Source organism: Acinetobacter sp. NIOH-H-8, from assembly GCF_046635365.1.
GTDB lineage: Bacteria > Pseudomonadota > Gammaproteobacteria > Pseudomonadales > Moraxellaceae > Acinetobacter.
In genome coordinates, this window is the sequence record NZ_JBHDVN010000031.1 from 1 (window position 1) to 16,624 (window position 16,624).

At 43.0% G+C, this 16,624-nt stretch carries 14 protein-coding genes; 5 read left to right on the forward strand and 9 right to left on the reverse strand.

Annotated features, from left to right (window positions below; all coding sequences use genetic code 11):
• Positions 1 to 241 precede the first annotated feature (241 nt).
• Positions 242 to 1,162 (forward strand): ornithine carbamoyltransferase, encoded by a 921-nt coding sequence (argF, locus tag ACEWB7_RS11810; RefSeq protein ID WP_034702503.1) that lies wholly within the window; start codon positions 242 to 244, stop codon positions 1,160 to 1,162.
• A 102-nt stretch (positions 1,163 to 1,264) separates the two neighbouring features.
• Positions 1,265 to 1,738 (forward strand): hypothetical protein, encoded by a 474-nt coding sequence (locus ACEWB7_RS11815; protein ID WP_034702506.1) that lies wholly within the window; start codon positions 1,265 to 1,267, stop codon positions 1,736 to 1,738.
• A 74-nt stretch (positions 1,739 to 1,812) separates the two neighbouring features.
• Here ACEWB7_RS11815 and ACEWB7_RS11820 read toward each other — a convergent pair whose 3' ends face one another.
• From ACEWB7_RS11820 to rpiA, 7 genes are all read right to left on the reverse strand, one after another.
• Positions 1,813 to 2,166 carry a YnfA family protein gene (locus ACEWB7_RS11820; protein WP_034702508.1) on the reverse strand — a complete coding sequence of 118 codons (354 nt, stop codon included), beginning with the start codon at positions 2,164 to 2,166 and terminating at the stop codon, positions 1,813 to 1,815.
• Positions 2,167 to 2,273: 107 nt separating this feature from the next.
• On the reverse strand, positions 2,274 to 4,550 hold the full coding sequence (gene clpA, locus ACEWB7_RS11825; protein ID WP_034702512.1) for an ATP-dependent Clp protease ATP-binding subunit ClpA: 2,277 nt from the start codon (positions 4,548 to 4,550) through the stop codon (positions 2,274 to 2,276).
• A gap of 9 nt (positions 4,551 to 4,559) precedes the next feature.
• Positions 4,560 to 4,973, reverse strand: coding sequence for an ATP-dependent Clp protease adapter ClpS (clpS, locus tag ACEWB7_RS11830; protein WP_034170359.1), 414 nt, complete (start codon positions 4,971 to 4,973; stop codon positions 4,560 to 4,562).
• 18 nt (positions 4,974 to 4,991) lie between these two features.
• Positions 4,992 to 5,738, reverse strand: coding sequence for a DUF6776 family protein (locus ACEWB7_RS11835; protein ID WP_034702516.1), 747 nt, complete (start codon positions 5,736 to 5,738; stop codon positions 4,992 to 4,994).
• Positions 5,739 to 5,814: 76 nt separating this feature from the next.
• Entirely contained in the window at positions 5,815 to 6,870 is a 1,056-nt protein-coding gene (gene argC, locus ACEWB7_RS11840; RefSeq protein WP_171069909.1) for an N-acetyl-gamma-glutamyl-phosphate reductase, read from the reverse strand.
• Between the two features lie 199 nt (positions 6,871 to 7,069).
• Complete coding sequence (locus ACEWB7_RS11845) at positions 7,070 to 7,750, reverse strand: M48 family metallopeptidase (RefSeq protein ID WP_034702522.1); 681 nt, start codon at positions 7,748 to 7,750, stop codon at positions 7,070 to 7,072.
• Positions 7,751 to 7,894: 144 nt separating this feature from the next.
• Positions 7,895 to 8,566, reverse strand: coding sequence for a ribose-5-phosphate isomerase RpiA (rpiA, locus tag ACEWB7_RS11850; RefSeq protein ID WP_034702525.1), 672 nt, complete (start codon positions 8,564 to 8,566; stop codon positions 7,895 to 7,897).
• A 104-nt stretch (positions 8,567 to 8,670) separates the two neighbouring features.
• Between rpiA and ilvA the strand changes: the two genes are divergently transcribed.
• The 3 genes from ilvA (at position 8,671) to ACEWB7_RS11865 (ending at position 12,366) form a co-directional block, all read left to right on the forward strand.
• Positions 8,671 to 10,209, forward strand: coding sequence for a threonine ammonia-lyase, biosynthetic (gene ilvA / locus ACEWB7_RS11855; RefSeq protein WP_034702528.1), 1,539 nt, complete (start codon positions 8,671 to 8,673; stop codon positions 10,207 to 10,209).
• A gap of 163 nt (positions 10,210 to 10,372) precedes the next feature.
• On the forward strand, positions 10,373 to 11,029 hold the full coding sequence (locus ACEWB7_RS11860) for a potassium channel family protein (RefSeq protein ID WP_034702531.1): 657 nt from the start codon (positions 10,373 to 10,375) through the stop codon (positions 11,027 to 11,029).
• Positions 11,026 to 12,366, forward strand: a complete 1,341-nt coding sequence (locus tag ACEWB7_RS11865; protein WP_034702534.1) for a TrkH family potassium uptake protein — start codon at positions 11,026 to 11,028, stop codon at positions 12,364 to 12,366. The genes ACEWB7_RS11860 and ACEWB7_RS11865 overlap by 4 nt, the downstream gene beginning before the upstream one ends.
• 64 nt (positions 12,367 to 12,430) lie before the next feature.
• Here ACEWB7_RS11865 and ACEWB7_RS11870 read toward each other — a convergent pair whose 3' ends face one another.
• Both ACEWB7_RS11870 and ACEWB7_RS11875 read right to left on the reverse strand, forming a co-directional pair.
• Positions 12,431 to 13,573 carry a phospholipase A gene (locus ACEWB7_RS11870; protein ID WP_034702538.1) on the reverse strand — a complete coding sequence of 381 codons (1,143 nt, stop codon included), beginning with the start codon at positions 13,571 to 13,573 and terminating at the stop codon, positions 12,431 to 12,433.
• A gap of 22 nt (positions 13,574 to 13,595) precedes the next feature.
• Positions 13,596 to 16,535 carry an insulinase family protein gene (locus tag ACEWB7_RS11875; RefSeq protein ID WP_034702541.1) on the reverse strand — a complete coding sequence of 980 codons (2,940 nt, stop codon included), beginning with the start codon at positions 16,533 to 16,535 and terminating at the stop codon, positions 13,596 to 13,598.
• Between the last annotated feature and the right edge of the window lie 89 nt (positions 16,536 to 16,624).

Here is a 16,624-nt window from a genome sequence, read left to right on the forward strand (position 1 = left end):
ACTTTCAACTTTTGCCAGTGTTGATCTGTCAGCATGGTACGAGGCATAGCGAATAGTAAAATTGGGTTTGGCGATTTGATTTTACTACTTCGCTATTTTTTTAAGCTAAAAGTGTCAACACACCCTAGTTTTTTTGCATTTTTCATTGCTTATAGTATATTAGCCGATTCCGTATTTTTTCTTAAACTAACCAACAACTGATTGTTGATCGAGTTTTTCGGCAATTATTGTGGAGTAACGAATGGCTCTCCGTCACTTTCTCACCTTACGCGATTTATCAACTTTAGAACTTAACCAGATTTTGCAACGCGCAATTGAGCTTAAGCGCAAACAGCATAACAATGAAGTGTTCCAACCATTTGTTGGTAAAGTGATGGGCATGATTTTTGAAAAATCGAGTACCCGTACGCGTGTTTCGTTTGAAGCTGGCATGAGCCAATTTGGTGGTAGCGCAATTTTCCTGTCTTCACGCGATACCCAACTGGGTCGCGGTGAGCCAATTGAAGATTCTGCACGTGTGATTTCCAGCATGCTGGATATTGTGATGATCCGCACTTTCGGTCACGATATCGTAGAACGTTTTGCTTCTTATTCAAAAGTTCCAGTGATCAACGCTTTGACTGATGATCATCACCCTTGCCAGTTACTTGCTGACATGCAGACTTATCTGGAACATCGCGGTTCGATCGAATGTAAAACTGTTGCCTGGATCGGCGATGGCAATAATATGTGTAACTCTTATATCGAAGCAGCGCACATGTGGGGCTTCAAGCTAAAAGTTGCAGCACCGAAAGGCTATGAGCCTCAAGAACAGTTCCTGTCTGAATTCGCACACTGTGTAGAACTGGTCGATACTGCTGAAGATGCAGCAGTCAATGCTGACCTGATCGTCACTGACGTTTGGGCAAGTATGGGCCAGGAAGAAGAACAGAAAATCCGTGAAAAAGTTTTTGCGGACTATCAGGTGAATGAACGCCTAATGGATCTTGCACACCCAGACTGCTTGTTCATGCATTGCTTACCTGCGCATCGTGGTGAAGAAATTTCTGAAAATATGCTGGACCACAAAAATGCTGTGGTTTGGGATGAAGCAGAAAACCGCCTTCATGCACAAAAAGCACTGGTTGAATTTCTGTTGAATGAAAACCTGAAAAAAGACTGATTTCTTCAAAAATCTTCACAAATTAAGCACCAATCTCTGGTGCTTTTTTTGTTTCAGCTCTTATAATCAGAATTGAAACGACATAAAAAGTGATGCGATACAATGCAAAAAAAATATTGGGCTTTGGCACTCCTGGCAGGTTTTAGTAGTGCTGCTTTACCGGTGTATGCTTCTGAATTCGACCAATATCTCCAAGGAAAAGGCATTCTGGACAGCAAGTTTAAAATTGAGAAAAAAGCTGAATTGAACGAACTGCTTGCCGTGCTGAGTGCGGAAGATTCCAAGACTTTGCCGCTACAGATCGATCAGAATACGATCATAGAGCAGTTACAACTTACTGCCAATAAAACCACACTTAAAGGCATGATCACGACACCCGACTTTAGTCAGTTTGAGAAGGACCTAGGCCGTAAAGAAGTCCTTAAGGGGATTCGTAATAATCTTTTAAATAACTGCCAGATCTTTTTTGAACATCGCTATCAGATCGCCAATCCTTATAAAATCGAACTTAGTCTCAGTTCCCAAACACATACTTATAATGTAGATCTCTCCCAGAAAGACTGTAATGTAAAATAATCTTGTCTAAAATCAATAAAGGCAGCTTTAGCTGCCTTTTGATAAATTCTATTTTGGTAAATATAAACAGACGGTCAACGGATCAAACCTTGTGGCTGTAAAATAATAATTAATGCACCTAGAATGACCACGATTCCCCCAAGCAGATCCCAACGTGAAAGGCTGATCTGATCAACGAATCTCAGCCACATCAATGCTGAGAAAATATAAATTCCCCCATAGGCGGCATAAATACGCCCAGAAGCGGCTGGATGCAAAGTCAAAAGCCAGACAAAAACAGCTAAAGCTAATGCCGTCGGAACCCATAACCACTGGCTCTTCGCCTGATTTAAAATCAGGTAAGGAAAATAACAGCCCAAAATTTCCATCAATGCTGTTAATAAAAATAGAAAAAACGTAGTTAAAAGCTTGCTAATCTGGATATCCATATATTCCGCTAAATCAGAAACTCTTTAAACCAAGAGTACATAAATTAAGGGCAAATAAAACAACAAAACCCGTGCGAACACGGGTCTGATGATGATCTATTCAATGATTAAGCTGGTTCAGCAGTCTGATCTTCGAAGACTTCAAGTTTCAGACCGACAGATTTACCATTTTCTTTCTTCACAGAAACTGAAACGTTACCACCATTTTCAGCCAGTTCACCAAACAGGATCATTTCAGCCAGTGGTTTTTTCAGATGTTCCTGAATCAGACGCTGCATTGGTCGAGCACCCATCAAACGGTCATAGCCATTTTCAGCCATCCATTCGCGTGCGCTTTGATCCACCTCCAGCACCACTTTCTTCTCATCCAGTTGTGCCTGAAGTTCGGTCAGGAATTTATCCACGACATTTTCAATAATGGTATTCGGCAATGCCTTAAACTGAATTACACCGTCCAGACGGTTACGGAATTCTGGCGAGAAGGCTTTCTTCATCGCTTCCTGATTATCATTACTGTTGTCCTGTTCCATGAAACCAATGCTGACGCGGGAAATACTTTCCGCACCAATATTAGTCGTTAGAACCAGCACCACATTACGGAAATCGGATTTGCGACCATTATTATCCGTTAATGAACCATGATCCATGATTTGTAATAACAGGTTGAATACATCCGGATGCGCTTTTTCAATCTCATCTAGAAGTAATACACAATGCGGATTTTTGTGAATCGCATCAGTTAACAAACCACCTTGGTCGAAACCAACATAACCTGGAGGCGCACCAATTAAGCGGGAAACTGCGTGACGCTCCATGTATTCCGACATATCGAAACGAACCAGCTCTACACCCAAAATTTTCGCCAATTGCTTGGTGACTTCAGTTTTACCTACACCCGTTGGACCTGCGAATACAAAGCTACCCACTGGCTTATCAGGCGATTTCAGACCCGCACGTGACAGTTTGATCGCAGAAGCCAAAGCTTCAATTGCTTCATCCTGGCCGAAGACTACACGTTTCAGATCACGCTCAAGGTTCTCCAGTACAGACTTGTCATCTTTAGAAACCGTTTTCGGTGGAATACGAGCAATCTTGGACACAATGTCTTCGATATTTTCAACCGTAATCAGGCTGTCGTCTTGCTCAGCTTTCAAACGGCGTTGTGCACCGGCTTCATCAATCACGTCAATCGCTTTATCTGGCAAGAAACGGTCATTAATAAATTTCGCTGACAGCTCAACCGCAGAAACCAGTGCCTGATCGTCATACTGTACATGGTGGAAATCTTCAAATTTAGATTTCAGGCCACGCAAGATATCAATTGTTTCTGTAATCGAAGGCTCATTCACATCTATTTTTTGGAACCGACGTGACAAGGCATGATCTTTTTCAAAGACCTGACGGTATTCCTGGAATGTGGTTGAACCGATGCAACGCAATGAACCATTTGCCAATGCAGGCTTGATTAGATTCGATGCATCCATGGTGCTGCCCATGCTTGAACCTGCACCGATGATCATATGAATTTCATCAATGAACAGTACTGCATCTGGTTTTTTCTTCAAGGCATTTAATAGTTGTTTTAAACGCTTTTCGAAATCACCACGGTATTTAGTTCCCGCCACCAGTGCGCCGATGTCTAGGCTATAGATTTCAGCATTTTCCAGTGGCTTAGGTGCCTTGCCATTCACAATTAACCAAGCCAGACCTTCAGCAATTGAAGTTTTACCTACACCTGGATCACCGACTAGCAATGGGTTATTTTTACGGCGACGGCATAAAATTTGCGCTGCCCGCTCAATTTCTTTTTCACGGCCAATCAATGGATCTGTCTTGCCGCGTTGAGCTTCCTGATTCAGGTTTGTCGTATATAACTCTAGCGGACCAGAATTATTGGAAGAAGCCGATTCACCATCCAGTTCTTCAATTTCTTCTTCAGACTGTACTTCGTCTTTACGTGTACCATGAGAAAGGTACTGGGTTAAAGTCAGACGGTTAATCTGATGACGTTTAAGCAGATAAACCGCAAAAGAATCACGCTCAGAATACATCGCAACCAGAATATCGGCGCCTTCTACAGTACGATCACCGCCACTGGATTGAACATGGAAAATTGCACGTTGCAAAATCCGGTCAAAACTTTCTGTAGGATGAGGTGCCTGATCACTATTTTCACCGAGTTTAGGGGTATGTTGTTCTACGTACTCTTCTAATTCTTTACGCAAAACGATAATATCTGCACCACATGCTTTTAAGGCATTCACTGCAGAATCATTGTCGAGTAAAGCTAATAATAAATGTTCTACGGTCAGGAACTCATGTCTCTTTTGACGAGCCATGCTGACAGCCAAACGTAGTGATACTTCTAATTGACGACTGAGCATGCAACCCCCTTAATCTTTCGGCTCAATCTGGCAAAGTAAAGGATGACCTTGAGATCGAGCGTAATTATTGACTTGGTTCGCTTTGGTTTCCGCAATATCTCGAGGATAGACCCCAGCTACACCTTTTCCTTCATAATGTACAGTTAGCATTACTTGTGTAGCTTGGTCAAGATTCATTGCAAAGTATTGTTGTAAAATTTCAATTACAAACTCCATTGGAGTGTAGTCGTCATTCAATAATACCACTGCATACATCGGTGGACGCTTCAGTTCAGGAGGTGCAGTCTGGACTGCAAGGTCAGCGTCATCATCGTGAAAAGGCTCGTCTGTTAAACGCGGGCTAATATGCCAATCAACCATGCCGGACTCGTAAAAAGAATTTTTGATCTCACTTAAACATTTTGGACGTTTATTGCTTGGCATACGATTTCTATTTCACACTTAATTTGCATTTGCTTCAGTTTTTGGAATCTCTGACAGGACTGTTGACTGGCTTTCAACAGCTTTCCCCTGATCCCAGCTAAAACGGCGAATCACAGGCTTAGTCCCTGAGAGGCGCACTTCAATAAATTCTGGTTTAAAACCTTTAGGCATGGTCCAGCGACCAGTCAAACGTTCGTAATTGTCAAAATTAAAGTTTTTATCTTCAAGCGGCACGACCAGAATTTCAGTACCCTTAATCAAGCGCAGTTCCACTGTACCAGAAGCACGATTTTTGCCCGGGCTGACCTGAACCAGATCAATCTGGTATTCGAAGGCATTATCAGGCAATGCCTTAATCCCCAGATGTTGAACTGTCAATGCTAAACCACCGCGTTGACGCAAGATCTCGCGGTAGATCGTACCAACGCTTTCAGCCTGCTCCTGGGCATCACGCGCCTTATTTGCAGCCAGATAAAGATCATTGGCATTACTAACGGCCAAATCACGTTCCTGAACCGCTGTATTCAGAGATTTATTCAGTGTTTCCAGACTGGTTTTCTGTTTTTGTACCACTTCAACCAGTTGTTCCGCATCCGCCTCAAAACCTACCGCAGTCAAACCTTGCCGATGCCCGACCGTATAGCCCAGCAAGCCACTACCCAGAATCAACACAGCAGCACCGATTACCAAAGCTGTATTGCCTTTCATCAATGGTTTCTTTGTAGAGGGTTCCTGGATCGTCATGTTTGACTCATTATTCGGCATTTTGATCTCTGTATACTTTGTTCAAGACACACATTTAAATCCAAATCTAAATGTGTGTGAAGTTCTAATACGTTTTTTATGGTAATAAACCAATATTATTCAAGCCTGCACTTTCTGCAAAGCCAAACATCAGGTTCATGTTCTGTACTGCCTGACCAGCTGCACCTTTGACTAGATTGTCCTGAGCCACCAGAATCACCAGCTTGGTTGGTTGTGGTTTGTATAGTGCAATACGCAACTGGTTAGCACCACGCACCGAACGGGTTTCTGGTGAACTGCCTGCTGGCATTACATCAACAAACTGTTCATTGGCATAGAACTGCTCGTACAGTGACTGCAAGTCAGCTGCCTGACCTGCTTCAGTCAAATCGATATAAATCGTTGATAACATCCCACGAATCATCGGCACTAGATGCGGCACAAACAGGATATGGTCAAACACGCCTTTTTGACCTGAAATGTTTTCTAATGCTTCTACGATTTCAGGATGGTGACGGTGGCCCGCAACGCCATAAGCCTTAAAGTTATCAGCATTTTCAGAATAGATCATGCCCAAGCTGGCTTTACGGCCCGCACCTGATACCCCAGATTTTGCATCGATAATAATGCTTTCTGGTTTTACCAAGGCCTCACTTGATTTTAATACTGGTGCCAGACCAAGCTGAACTGTCGTTGGATAACAGCCCGGATTACCAATCACACTCGCCTGTTTGATCTGGTCACGGTTAAGTTCAGACAGACCATAAACAGAATCTTTTAACACTTCTGGGCAAGCATGTTCCATGCCATACCATTTTTCGAACTGTTCCAGATTTTGCAAACGGAAATCCGCTGCAAGGTCAATTACCTTGGTATTAGCTGCAACAAGTTCCTCAGCATGTTTCATGGCAACCCCATGTGGTGTCGCGAAAAATACCACATCACATGATTTTAAAAGATCAAGGCTGAGGTCAGAAAACTGAAGATCCGTATGTCCACGCAGACTCGGGAACATATCGTCAACGCGACGGCCTGCTTCAGTACGTGATGTCAGTGCTTTAACTTCTACATTCGGATGTCGCAGTAATAGACGTAAAAGTTCAATGCCTGTATAACCTGTACCACCCACAATACCCACTGAAATCACGATGATTACCTCAAACTAGATGTTTCCTTTATGGGCTGTAGTATGACAGGAACTTGAGGTTTTCTAAACTGTTTCACTAGGGATTGATGGTTTTTTATTTACCCCTTTTATTTTGAGAGATTTTAAGAACTTTAAGAGAATTATGTTAATTGCTTAGGCTATTTAGAAGTAAATCAATACTATTTCAACTTCTCTATAGATCTTCTTAAGCTGTCCACCAATATGGCATCACAGTATTTTTCAGAATTTTGCGGTGAATTAAATAGTTTGGATCATGCTTTGCTACCTCTGCCCAAAATCGTGGACTATGGTCAAAATGCCGGGTATGGGCCAGTTCATGCACACATAAATAACGCACAATATTTTCAGGAAACAGAATGATGCCACTATTTAGCATGATGTCATGTTTGGCAGAACAACTACCCCATCGTGTTTTCGGTTGGCGAACATTACAAATATTAAATGATAATCCTGTTTCTTGGCTTACTTTGTTCAGATAAACAGGCAACTGTTCTTTAGCATAGGTAATCACAAAAGCTTTTAAATAGGTTTCAGGATGACGGTCACTGATCGATAGCTGTAATAATTTAGCATCAAAAACAAAGTCTTGCTTTTGACTTTGATACACGATCTGGATTAGCTGAGCCTGATTGAAAAGCTGCAATTCTGCTGGTAAAGATCTATCAATACTTTGATTTTTTTCCTGCTGCAATTTCCATGTTTTCAGTAGCCAGCTTTCCGCTTGGTCAATAAAATTCTGAATCTGTTTTTTGCTACAAAATACAGGTGCGGTTAAACGGATTTGATCACCCTCTACACGCAGTCTGAGACGTGTTGAGCGAACATTTCGGGTGATTTGGATTTCGGGCAGGTCGTTTAGGGTCATTTTTTATATTTAATCGTTATTTTACTAATCCCCCTCGATCCCCCTTTAATAAAGGGGGAAGTTCAAACTTATAGAAGTTTCGAGGAGCTTTATCAAATTAAAGACTTTTCCCTCCTTTGAAAAAGGAGGGTCAGGGAGGATTTCTTAAATCGCTGTACGCTCTTCAATACCATTATTGGTCGCAACAATCGCAATATCCGCTTTATTGATCGCGAAAATACCGTTACATACGACGCCTGGAATGTCATTAATCGTTTTTTCCAGCTCAGGCGCATTCAGAATATTCAGGTTATGCACATCCAAAATAACATTTCCATTATCAGTCACTACACCTTCACGGTAAGCAGGATCACCACCTAATGCCACCAACTTACGTGCGACTGCTGAACGTGCCATTGGAATCACTTCAACAGGTAATGGGAAATCACGACCCAACTGCTCTACCCATTTCGAATCATCGACGATACATACGAATTTTTTCGCAATCGACGCCACGATTTTTTCACGTGTAAGCGCAGCACCACCACCTTTGATCATGTGCATATGACGGTCAATTTCATCCGCACCATCGACATAGGCATCCAGACCACCTACGCTATTCATATCGACAACTTCAATGCCTAATTTTTTAAGGCGTTGTGCAGTGGCTTCAGAACTTGCAACTGCAGCTTCCAATTGAAGTTCAGGCAAAAGTTCGATTAAGAAGTTAACAGTACTCCCAGTACCGACGCCTAAAATGCCCCCTTTTGGTAAGTGCTTTAACGCAGCTTTTGCTGCAGCTTGCTTTTTCTCATCTTGGGTTGCATATAGACTCATGACATCACTCAACTATTTTGGACTTTCGCAGTATTTTTAAACCGCAAAGCCGCGTGGTTTGTTACAATAAGTGCTTATTTTAAACTGTTAGATGGAAAATTAACATGCTGTCTCGTTTGGTTCGACAAATTTTACAAGCAACTGTGTACGATGTTGCAATCGAAACCCCACTCGAAGCAGCGCCACGAATTAGCGAGCGCTTAAATAATAACATTCGCTTTAAACGTGAAGATTTACAACCGGTTTTTTCATTCAAGCTACGCGGTGCCTATAACCGTATTAGTCAATTACCGAAATCACAACTCGAACGTGGCGTTATCACAGCTTCAGCAGGCAACCATGCCCAAGGCGTGGCGCTGTCAGGGGAAAAGCTGGGGATTCGCGCGATTATCGTAATGCCAAAAACCACCCCTGATATCAAGGTTCAGGCGGTAAAACGCTTAGGTGGCGAAGTCGTATTGCACGGTGATTCATTTGATGTTGCCAATAAATATGCGATTCAACGTGCCCAAGAAGATGGCATGACCTTTATTCCACCTTATGACGATGAACTGGTGATGGCCGGTCAAGGCACCATTGCCAATGAAATTTTGCGTCAATGGCGTGATGTAGAATATGTCTTCGTTGCTGTTGGTGGTGGTGGTCTGATTGCCGGTGTTGCAGCTTACTTAGGTGATGTTGCACCGCATGTCAAAGTGATTCCTGTAGAATATGAAGAATCTGCATGTTTAAAAGCCGCTTTTGATGCAAATGACCGCGTAATTTTGCCATCAGTGGGTTTATTTGCCGATGGTACTGCTGTGGCACAAATCGGTGAAAAACCATTTGATGTGATCCGTTTACAAAAATCAGATAACTCTGGCCCGATCGTAGAACCAGAAGTCGTACTGGTCAATACCGATGAAGTCTGTGCAGCAATTAAAGATACTTATGATGAATGCCGTAGCATCGTAGAACCGTCAGGTGCAATGGCATTGGCTGGTATCAAAAAATATGTAGCGGAACACGGCATTGAAGGCAAGAATATCGTATCGATTGTTTGCGGTGCGAACATGAACTTCGACCGTCTGCGCTATATTGCCGAACGCACCGAGCTGGGCGAACGCAAAGAGGCCATCTTTGCCGTAACCATTCCAGAAGAAAAAGGCTCATTCCTGAAATTCTGTCGCGCCCTTCAAGGCCGTAATATCACCGAGTTCAATTACCGCTCTAGTGATGCTTCTGCAGCTCAGGTCTTTGTCGGCATCAGCCTGAAAAATGGCGAGAAAGAACGTCAGGAAATCTATGAAAACCTGAAATTCGACTACGACATTGATGATCTGTCTGATGACGAAGTTGCAAAACTGCATATCCGTTACCTGATTGGCGGTCATGCCGATATTGAAAATGAACGCCTGTTCCGCGTGGAATTCCCGGAACGTCCAGGTGCCCTGCTAATGTTCCTAGAACGTCTTGGCCCAACGCATAACATCACCCTGTTCCATTACCGTAACCACGGCGCTGCAGAAGGTCGCGTACTGGTCGGCCTAGAAGCAGAAGATGCACAGCAAAATCCAGATGGTTTGATTGAGACATTGGAAAGCATTACTTATCCATATGAAGAAATCACCAACAACCTAGGTTATCAGCGTTTCTTGAAATAATTAGTTTGATATAAACCGCCTTTCGAGGCGGTTTTTTTATGTCCAGCTAAAAAAATGTATGAAGTATTTATGTAAGGCCAGATAGCTGAAAACTATAAAAATCTTTAAGATACGTACTTAGACATGAACTGATTTGAAATAAAAAAGATTTAGGGAAATATGCATGGCATTATTTGCAGTCATTGGGCTGGGCAGCTTCGGTGCAACAGTAGCGACTCAACTGATCAGCCTGAAACATGATGTGATTGGAATCGATCTCGATAAAAAATATGTGGAAAATATTTCTGATCAGCTCACCCATGCGGTGATTGCCGATGCCACGGATGAACATGTACTGGACGAACTAAATGTTCAGAACTGTGAAGCGGTGGTGGTGGCGATTGGTGAAGATATTGAAGCCAGCATTCTGTGTGTACTGCATCTAAAAAATATGGGGGTAAAGAAAATTTGGGCCAAAGCCAAATCCAAAGCCCACCATATGATTTTGACTCATCTGAATGTCGAAAAAATTATTCACCCAGAAGAAGATATGGGCGTTCGTGTGGCACAATCACTCAGCTACCCGATGGTTAGCCGTTATATGTCACTTGAAGATGATCATTATATTGTCAAGGTCGAGATTCATGCCGATCATCATGACACTCCCTTACACCAGTTAATGAGTCAGGTTCCCGAAATTAAAGTTCTTTTGCATAAACGTGGCACTGAAATACAACATATCGTGGATCTTGAGCTGCTACTTAAGGAAGGTGACATTCTGGTGGTCGAAGGATTACTAGAGCCTCTACGCCGTTTGTCCAAGCATTTTAAGGCCATATGAAAAGCTCAAATTTAAACCAGAACAGGATTGTCAATCTCAGTCCACCGAGTCTGCTTGCCTTAGGTTTTCTCGGACTGATTTTTATTGGTTCTTTATTACTGATGCTGCCCTTTGCGCATCAAACTGAAATCAGCTGGTTAGAAGCGATTTTTACAGCAACTTCTGCAGTGACAATTACCGGGCTATCTGTAGTCAATGTTGGTGAAGCTTATACACCCTTTGGGCAGGTCGTGATTATGTTCCTGCTGCAATGTGGTGGCCTCGGTTTTATGACATTTGCCATACTCGCCTTCATGAGCCTGTCACCTAAACTTGGCTTAAGACAGCAAGTGATGGCACAGGAATCTATTGGCCAGACCAGTTTGAAGAAAGTCAGTTTTACCATTAAAGCGGTATTCCTATATTCTCTGTTTTTCGAAGCGATTGGTACCCTAATTTTAACCTTGGTTTGGCTGGAAGATTATCCTTTTGGTGAAGCGCTGTTTTACGCAGCTTTCTATAGTGTTTCTGCGTTTAATAATGGCGGGTTTTCTCTTTTCCCCAATAGCTTAATGAGCTTTTCCGGCCAGTATTTCGTGACCTTCACGATCAGCATGCTCTATATCATTGGCGGGATCGGTTTTCTGGTTCTGATGGATGTAAAACAGAATAAAAGCTGGCGCAAGCTCAGTCCGAATAGCAAACTCATTCTAACGACGATTATGGGCCTTAACCTGAGCGCTTTTATTGTACTCTGGCTATTAGAGGCCTCTAATCCACAAACATTAGCGCTGATGAGCGTGGGTGATCAGGCACTCAATGCCTGGTTCCATGCCACAGTTCCCCGCTCTTCAGGCTTTTATAGTCTGCCTATGGACCAAATGAGCAATGCCTCAAGTCTAGTCACCATTTTTTTAATGTTTATTGGTGGCGGTTCCTTAAGTACGGCGGGTGGAATTAAAGTTGGTACGTTTATTATTGTGGTGATCAGTGTAATCAGTTTTCTACGCCGTGAAGATGAAATCCGCTTGTTCAACCATTCTATTTCTGAGAAAACTACTTTTAAAGCCTTAGCGGTTGTGTGTATTACCGCAGGTCTGGTCATGACCGGTTTTATGAGTTTACTCATTCTAGAACCCGATCATGATTTTTTAGATTTGCTGTTTGAGGCGGTTTCTGCCGCCTGTACAGTTGGATTAACACGTGGTGTCACTGGAGAATTGCAACCAGCAAGTTTAATCATTCTGATGCTAATGATGTATGCGGGTCGTCTAGGACCTTTGACCCTTGCTTATTTAATTGCAACACCGAAAAAGAGCCGTCTTAAACATCCGCCTTCAGAAATTCAGATTGGTTAAGATTTAAATGAATACGCATAAGCAAAAAAACCATGCCTAAGCGTGGTTTTTTACATGAAACAGATTAGTACCAGTTCATTAATGACACACCCAGACCCACATAGGTCGCACGGTGATTGTAATCAATCAGACTTTCACCATAACCATCAAAGAGTTGGAATTGACCGCGTAGACGCCCACTGATCGGAAATGACCAGTCGAACTGTACTGCACCACGATTATCATCACCACCTTTAAGTGTATGACGCAACATCAAAGAAAAATCATGGGCATTATGACGATAAAACGCAGTTAAATCCCCACGCCCGATATAGTTTTTAATCTCGGGATTATTGTCATCAGCCCGGTCTTCTTCGATACGATACCAAGGGCGCAGCATCATGGCGAAATTGTCTTTTTCAAAACCGAGATTCAGCATTACCCGGTTCCAGCTACGAGATAATGGATCGGAACGGCCATTTGATTGATGATTCAGGGTTAGTCCCAGCATGCGCCAGTTCAAACCAAACAGATCATAATTGGTACGGAAGATCAGGCTTGCTTCAGGCTCATAATTAGTTTCACGAAATGGTCGGGACTCTTCCGAGTTATACACCTGCCAACGTGAAGACTGGGTATAGCCCAGCCAGAGATCCCCATTGTCACCCAGAATATTTTCAACCGCCTTGGTTTTTAAAGATAACTGGAATTTCCCCTCAATCGAAGTCAAATTCTGGTCTTCTTCAACGGTGTTATTTGGGTTTTCACTTTGCGGAAACTCGTTTTTCTTGGAAGTCCAGAATCCTGGCATCAGATAAATCGGCTGATAGGAACGGATATTCCAGGTACCCAGTTTACTTTCCGGCGACAGTTCCCAACGACTATCCAGCAAGGATAAAGCCGGGGTCAGCTTTGATCCTTCAGAAGCATAGATATTGGAAACGGTCTGTTCAATTTTCGCTTTGAGGTTGTCGGGTTCGGGCGCAATTTCTATGGCTGCACGCCGTTCAGAAACAATCTCAGGCTTACTATCGGCCGGTATTTTAAATACCGCATCATAACAGGCCAAGCGTTCTGAATTGGTTTCAACCGCAGAGCAAGCCTCCGCCGTTGCCGGCATCGGACTACTCGCTACAGTTTTATCTTCCGCATTAACTTGCGTCCCAACTACACAGCCAAGCAAAACGCCCAGCTGCAAAGTTGAGCGCTTAATAGAATTAAGCGCCATCCTCTATCCTCATTGTTTTTATTTATTGAACTTGCTGAATTGTAAAGCCGAGTTGTTCTAAAGTTTCTCGTTTGGCAAATGGCGCAACCACCGCTTTTGAAGCTTGCTGTTCAACCAGATAAGTCTGTGCAACACGTTTCAAATCATCTAAAGTGACATGCAACAAACGTTCCCGAAGCTGTTTACGGAATGCTGGCGTACGTTGATGCAGGTAGGCATAACAGGCAGTAATCGCTTCACCTGCTGGTGACCCCGGTTTGTCCATACTGGCAATTAAACCCAAGATGGCTTCTTCCAGCTGATGCGGTTGTTGAGGTGCGTTAAGCAACCATTGGATACTTGCATCAAAGTCCTGGAAAGTCTCTGCTAAGCGTGGATCGCGATAACTATAGAAGCGGAAAGAACATGCATTTCCGTCATAGCTTGCGCCACCACCATAAGCACCGCCTTTTTCACGGATTGCGCTATGTAGATAACCATTACGCAAGTAGCCTGCCAATACCATCAAGGCAGCAGCATCAGGATGTGAAACTTCTACCGCAGGATAAGCTGCTGCACAGAACTGCACATTAGTCTGAATCAACCAGGCTTCATCATTGCTATGATTAACTTTTTCAACCTGAGTCAATTCTGCAGGTGCAGTATTCACTTCCAGTTTGTCCCACACGTTTTGAATTTCTTCAATCAAACGCTCAGACTGCTGTTCTTCACACACTAACAGGAATTGTTTTGGCGCTTGTAGCAAGACTGCATGAATGCGTTTTAATTCCTCAATCATAGCGTCATAAGCTGCTGGATCTTTTTCAGCGTGATTGACCAAGTTAATCAGCCAGTTCAAGGCACCCAGACCGGTATTATGATAATCACGCAAGGCTAGAGCACTATGCTGACGTGATGCTACTTGCATCGCATAGCTATGACCAGAACCGGAAATACGCGACTGCCAACGAGTTTTACGCTGTTGTAATAACTCAATAATACGGCCTTTTTCATCAAAGCGAAGTTGCTCGAAACCGATTTTTAACAGACGGATCGCATCCAGATGGCTAGCCAAAGATTTAGTCGTTAAAGTTAGCCACGCACTGATCTTGTTCTTGTCATCCACTTTAGAACGCAATGAAGCGCCCATGCCCAGACCACCACTGACTGCTGTTTGCAGTTGCTGGAATTGCAGGTAATCATATTCACCCGCACCAACTTCACCCATTAAAATAGACAACAGGTTGAAATACGGTGATTGCACCACTTCATCTGGAATTTTCACCAATACCTGTTGGTAATAAATCCCATTGGTACCTGCATGATAAAGATTCAACGGCGTATCTACGCGGTTACAGATAATCTCACGCAACTGGCCTTGAACAATCTGCAATTCCGCAGGCACATCTTCCAGACCCACCTTAGGTAACAGATTCAAATCATCTGGAGTATCTTGGCGGATATTTAACGCTTCAGTTTGAGCATTGATCTCTGCTTTTTGCTCTTCAGTTAAAGCTTTACCAATTTCAGCCAGACGTGCTTTTTCTTCTTCCGCTTCTTTGGTAGATTTGCTTGCATCCGGAACCAGAGTCAGTTGAACACGGTGCGGGTTATCTAAAAGATGATCTTTAATCAGATTCGACAGCCACATTGGATCTTGCAACTCTTCTTTTACTGAAGCAATTGCAGAGTCCACATCCCAGACTTCAACTGGATCACGATGGTGAATTGCACTGCTTAAGCCGCTTAAAATCAGGCTTAGACCATACGGTGTACCATCACCATTGATTTCACGCTGATGCAATTCGATCTGATGTAGGATCGCATCTACTGCCTGTTGATCAACAGGTTTAGAGGCAACTTCTTCCAGAACTTTGAAAACTCCGTTTTTGAATTCTTCAGCATGTTCAGGGTTTGAACCTTGAACCGCGCAGTAGAAGGTCATTTCAAAGTTGGAATCATCTACGCCCATGAATGGGCCAGTTGACTGTGCATAACCACAGGTTTCCAAGTAATGACGTAAGGGAGATGCTGAATCTTCCAGCAAAATCCCTTCTACGAGACGCAAGCCTAAACGTAACTTGATATCACTCGCTTCTGGCAATAACCATGACAATACGTGATAAGTCTTGTCCTTCAGATCTTCCCCATCAACTGCATAGGTTTCTGTTACATTGAGTGGCGCAGTTAAACGGGTTTCTGGCGTTGAATAAAGTGTTTCACCTTTTCCAAATTTAGACAGTGCCAGATTTTCAAACTGTTCCTGTAACTCAGCAGCAGATTTATTACCAAAGGTCATAAATACTGCATTACTTGGATGATAATGCGTTTTATAGAAATTCACCAACTCTTCATAAGTCAGGTTTGGAATATCTTTAGGATCGCCGCCTGAGTTGTAGTGATAGGTAGTGTCCGGGAATAAGTGATGCGCCAAAGTATGATAAAGTTGATCTGAAGGTGAACTCATTGCCCCTTTCATTTCATTAAATACCACGCCTTTATACACTGGCTCGCCATTTTCCAGCTCAATACGGATACCTTCCTGAGCAAAATCCAGCGGATTCAGGTTCGCAGCAAAGGCCGCATCCATATAAACTTCTAATAAGTTCTGGAAGTCTTTATCATTTTGAGTTGCGAATGGATAAGCCGTCCAGTCTGCCGCTGTAAAGGCATTCATAAAAGTATTAAGCGAACGGCGAATCATCAAGAAGAACGGATCACGTACCGGGAATTTTTCTGAGCCGCACAGTGCAGTATGTTCCAGAATGTGCGCTTCACCTTTCGAATCCATTGGCTGAGTGCGAAACGCAACAAGAAAAACATTTTCATCATGATTGGCCGCCAGATGATAATGGGTGGCGCCAGTCACTTTATGCTTATATTCAGACACTAAAATGTCTAAAGCTTCAACATGTTGTTGACGTACCAACTGAAACGCAGGATGTACAGTTTGAGAAATGGTTTCAGTGACATCTACAGTCATGCGATCTCCTAATGCTTAAATTAAAAAATTATTATTCGCATTATAGCTGTAGTTGTTTGAATTATTCACGCAGAAAACCGAGGATTTTG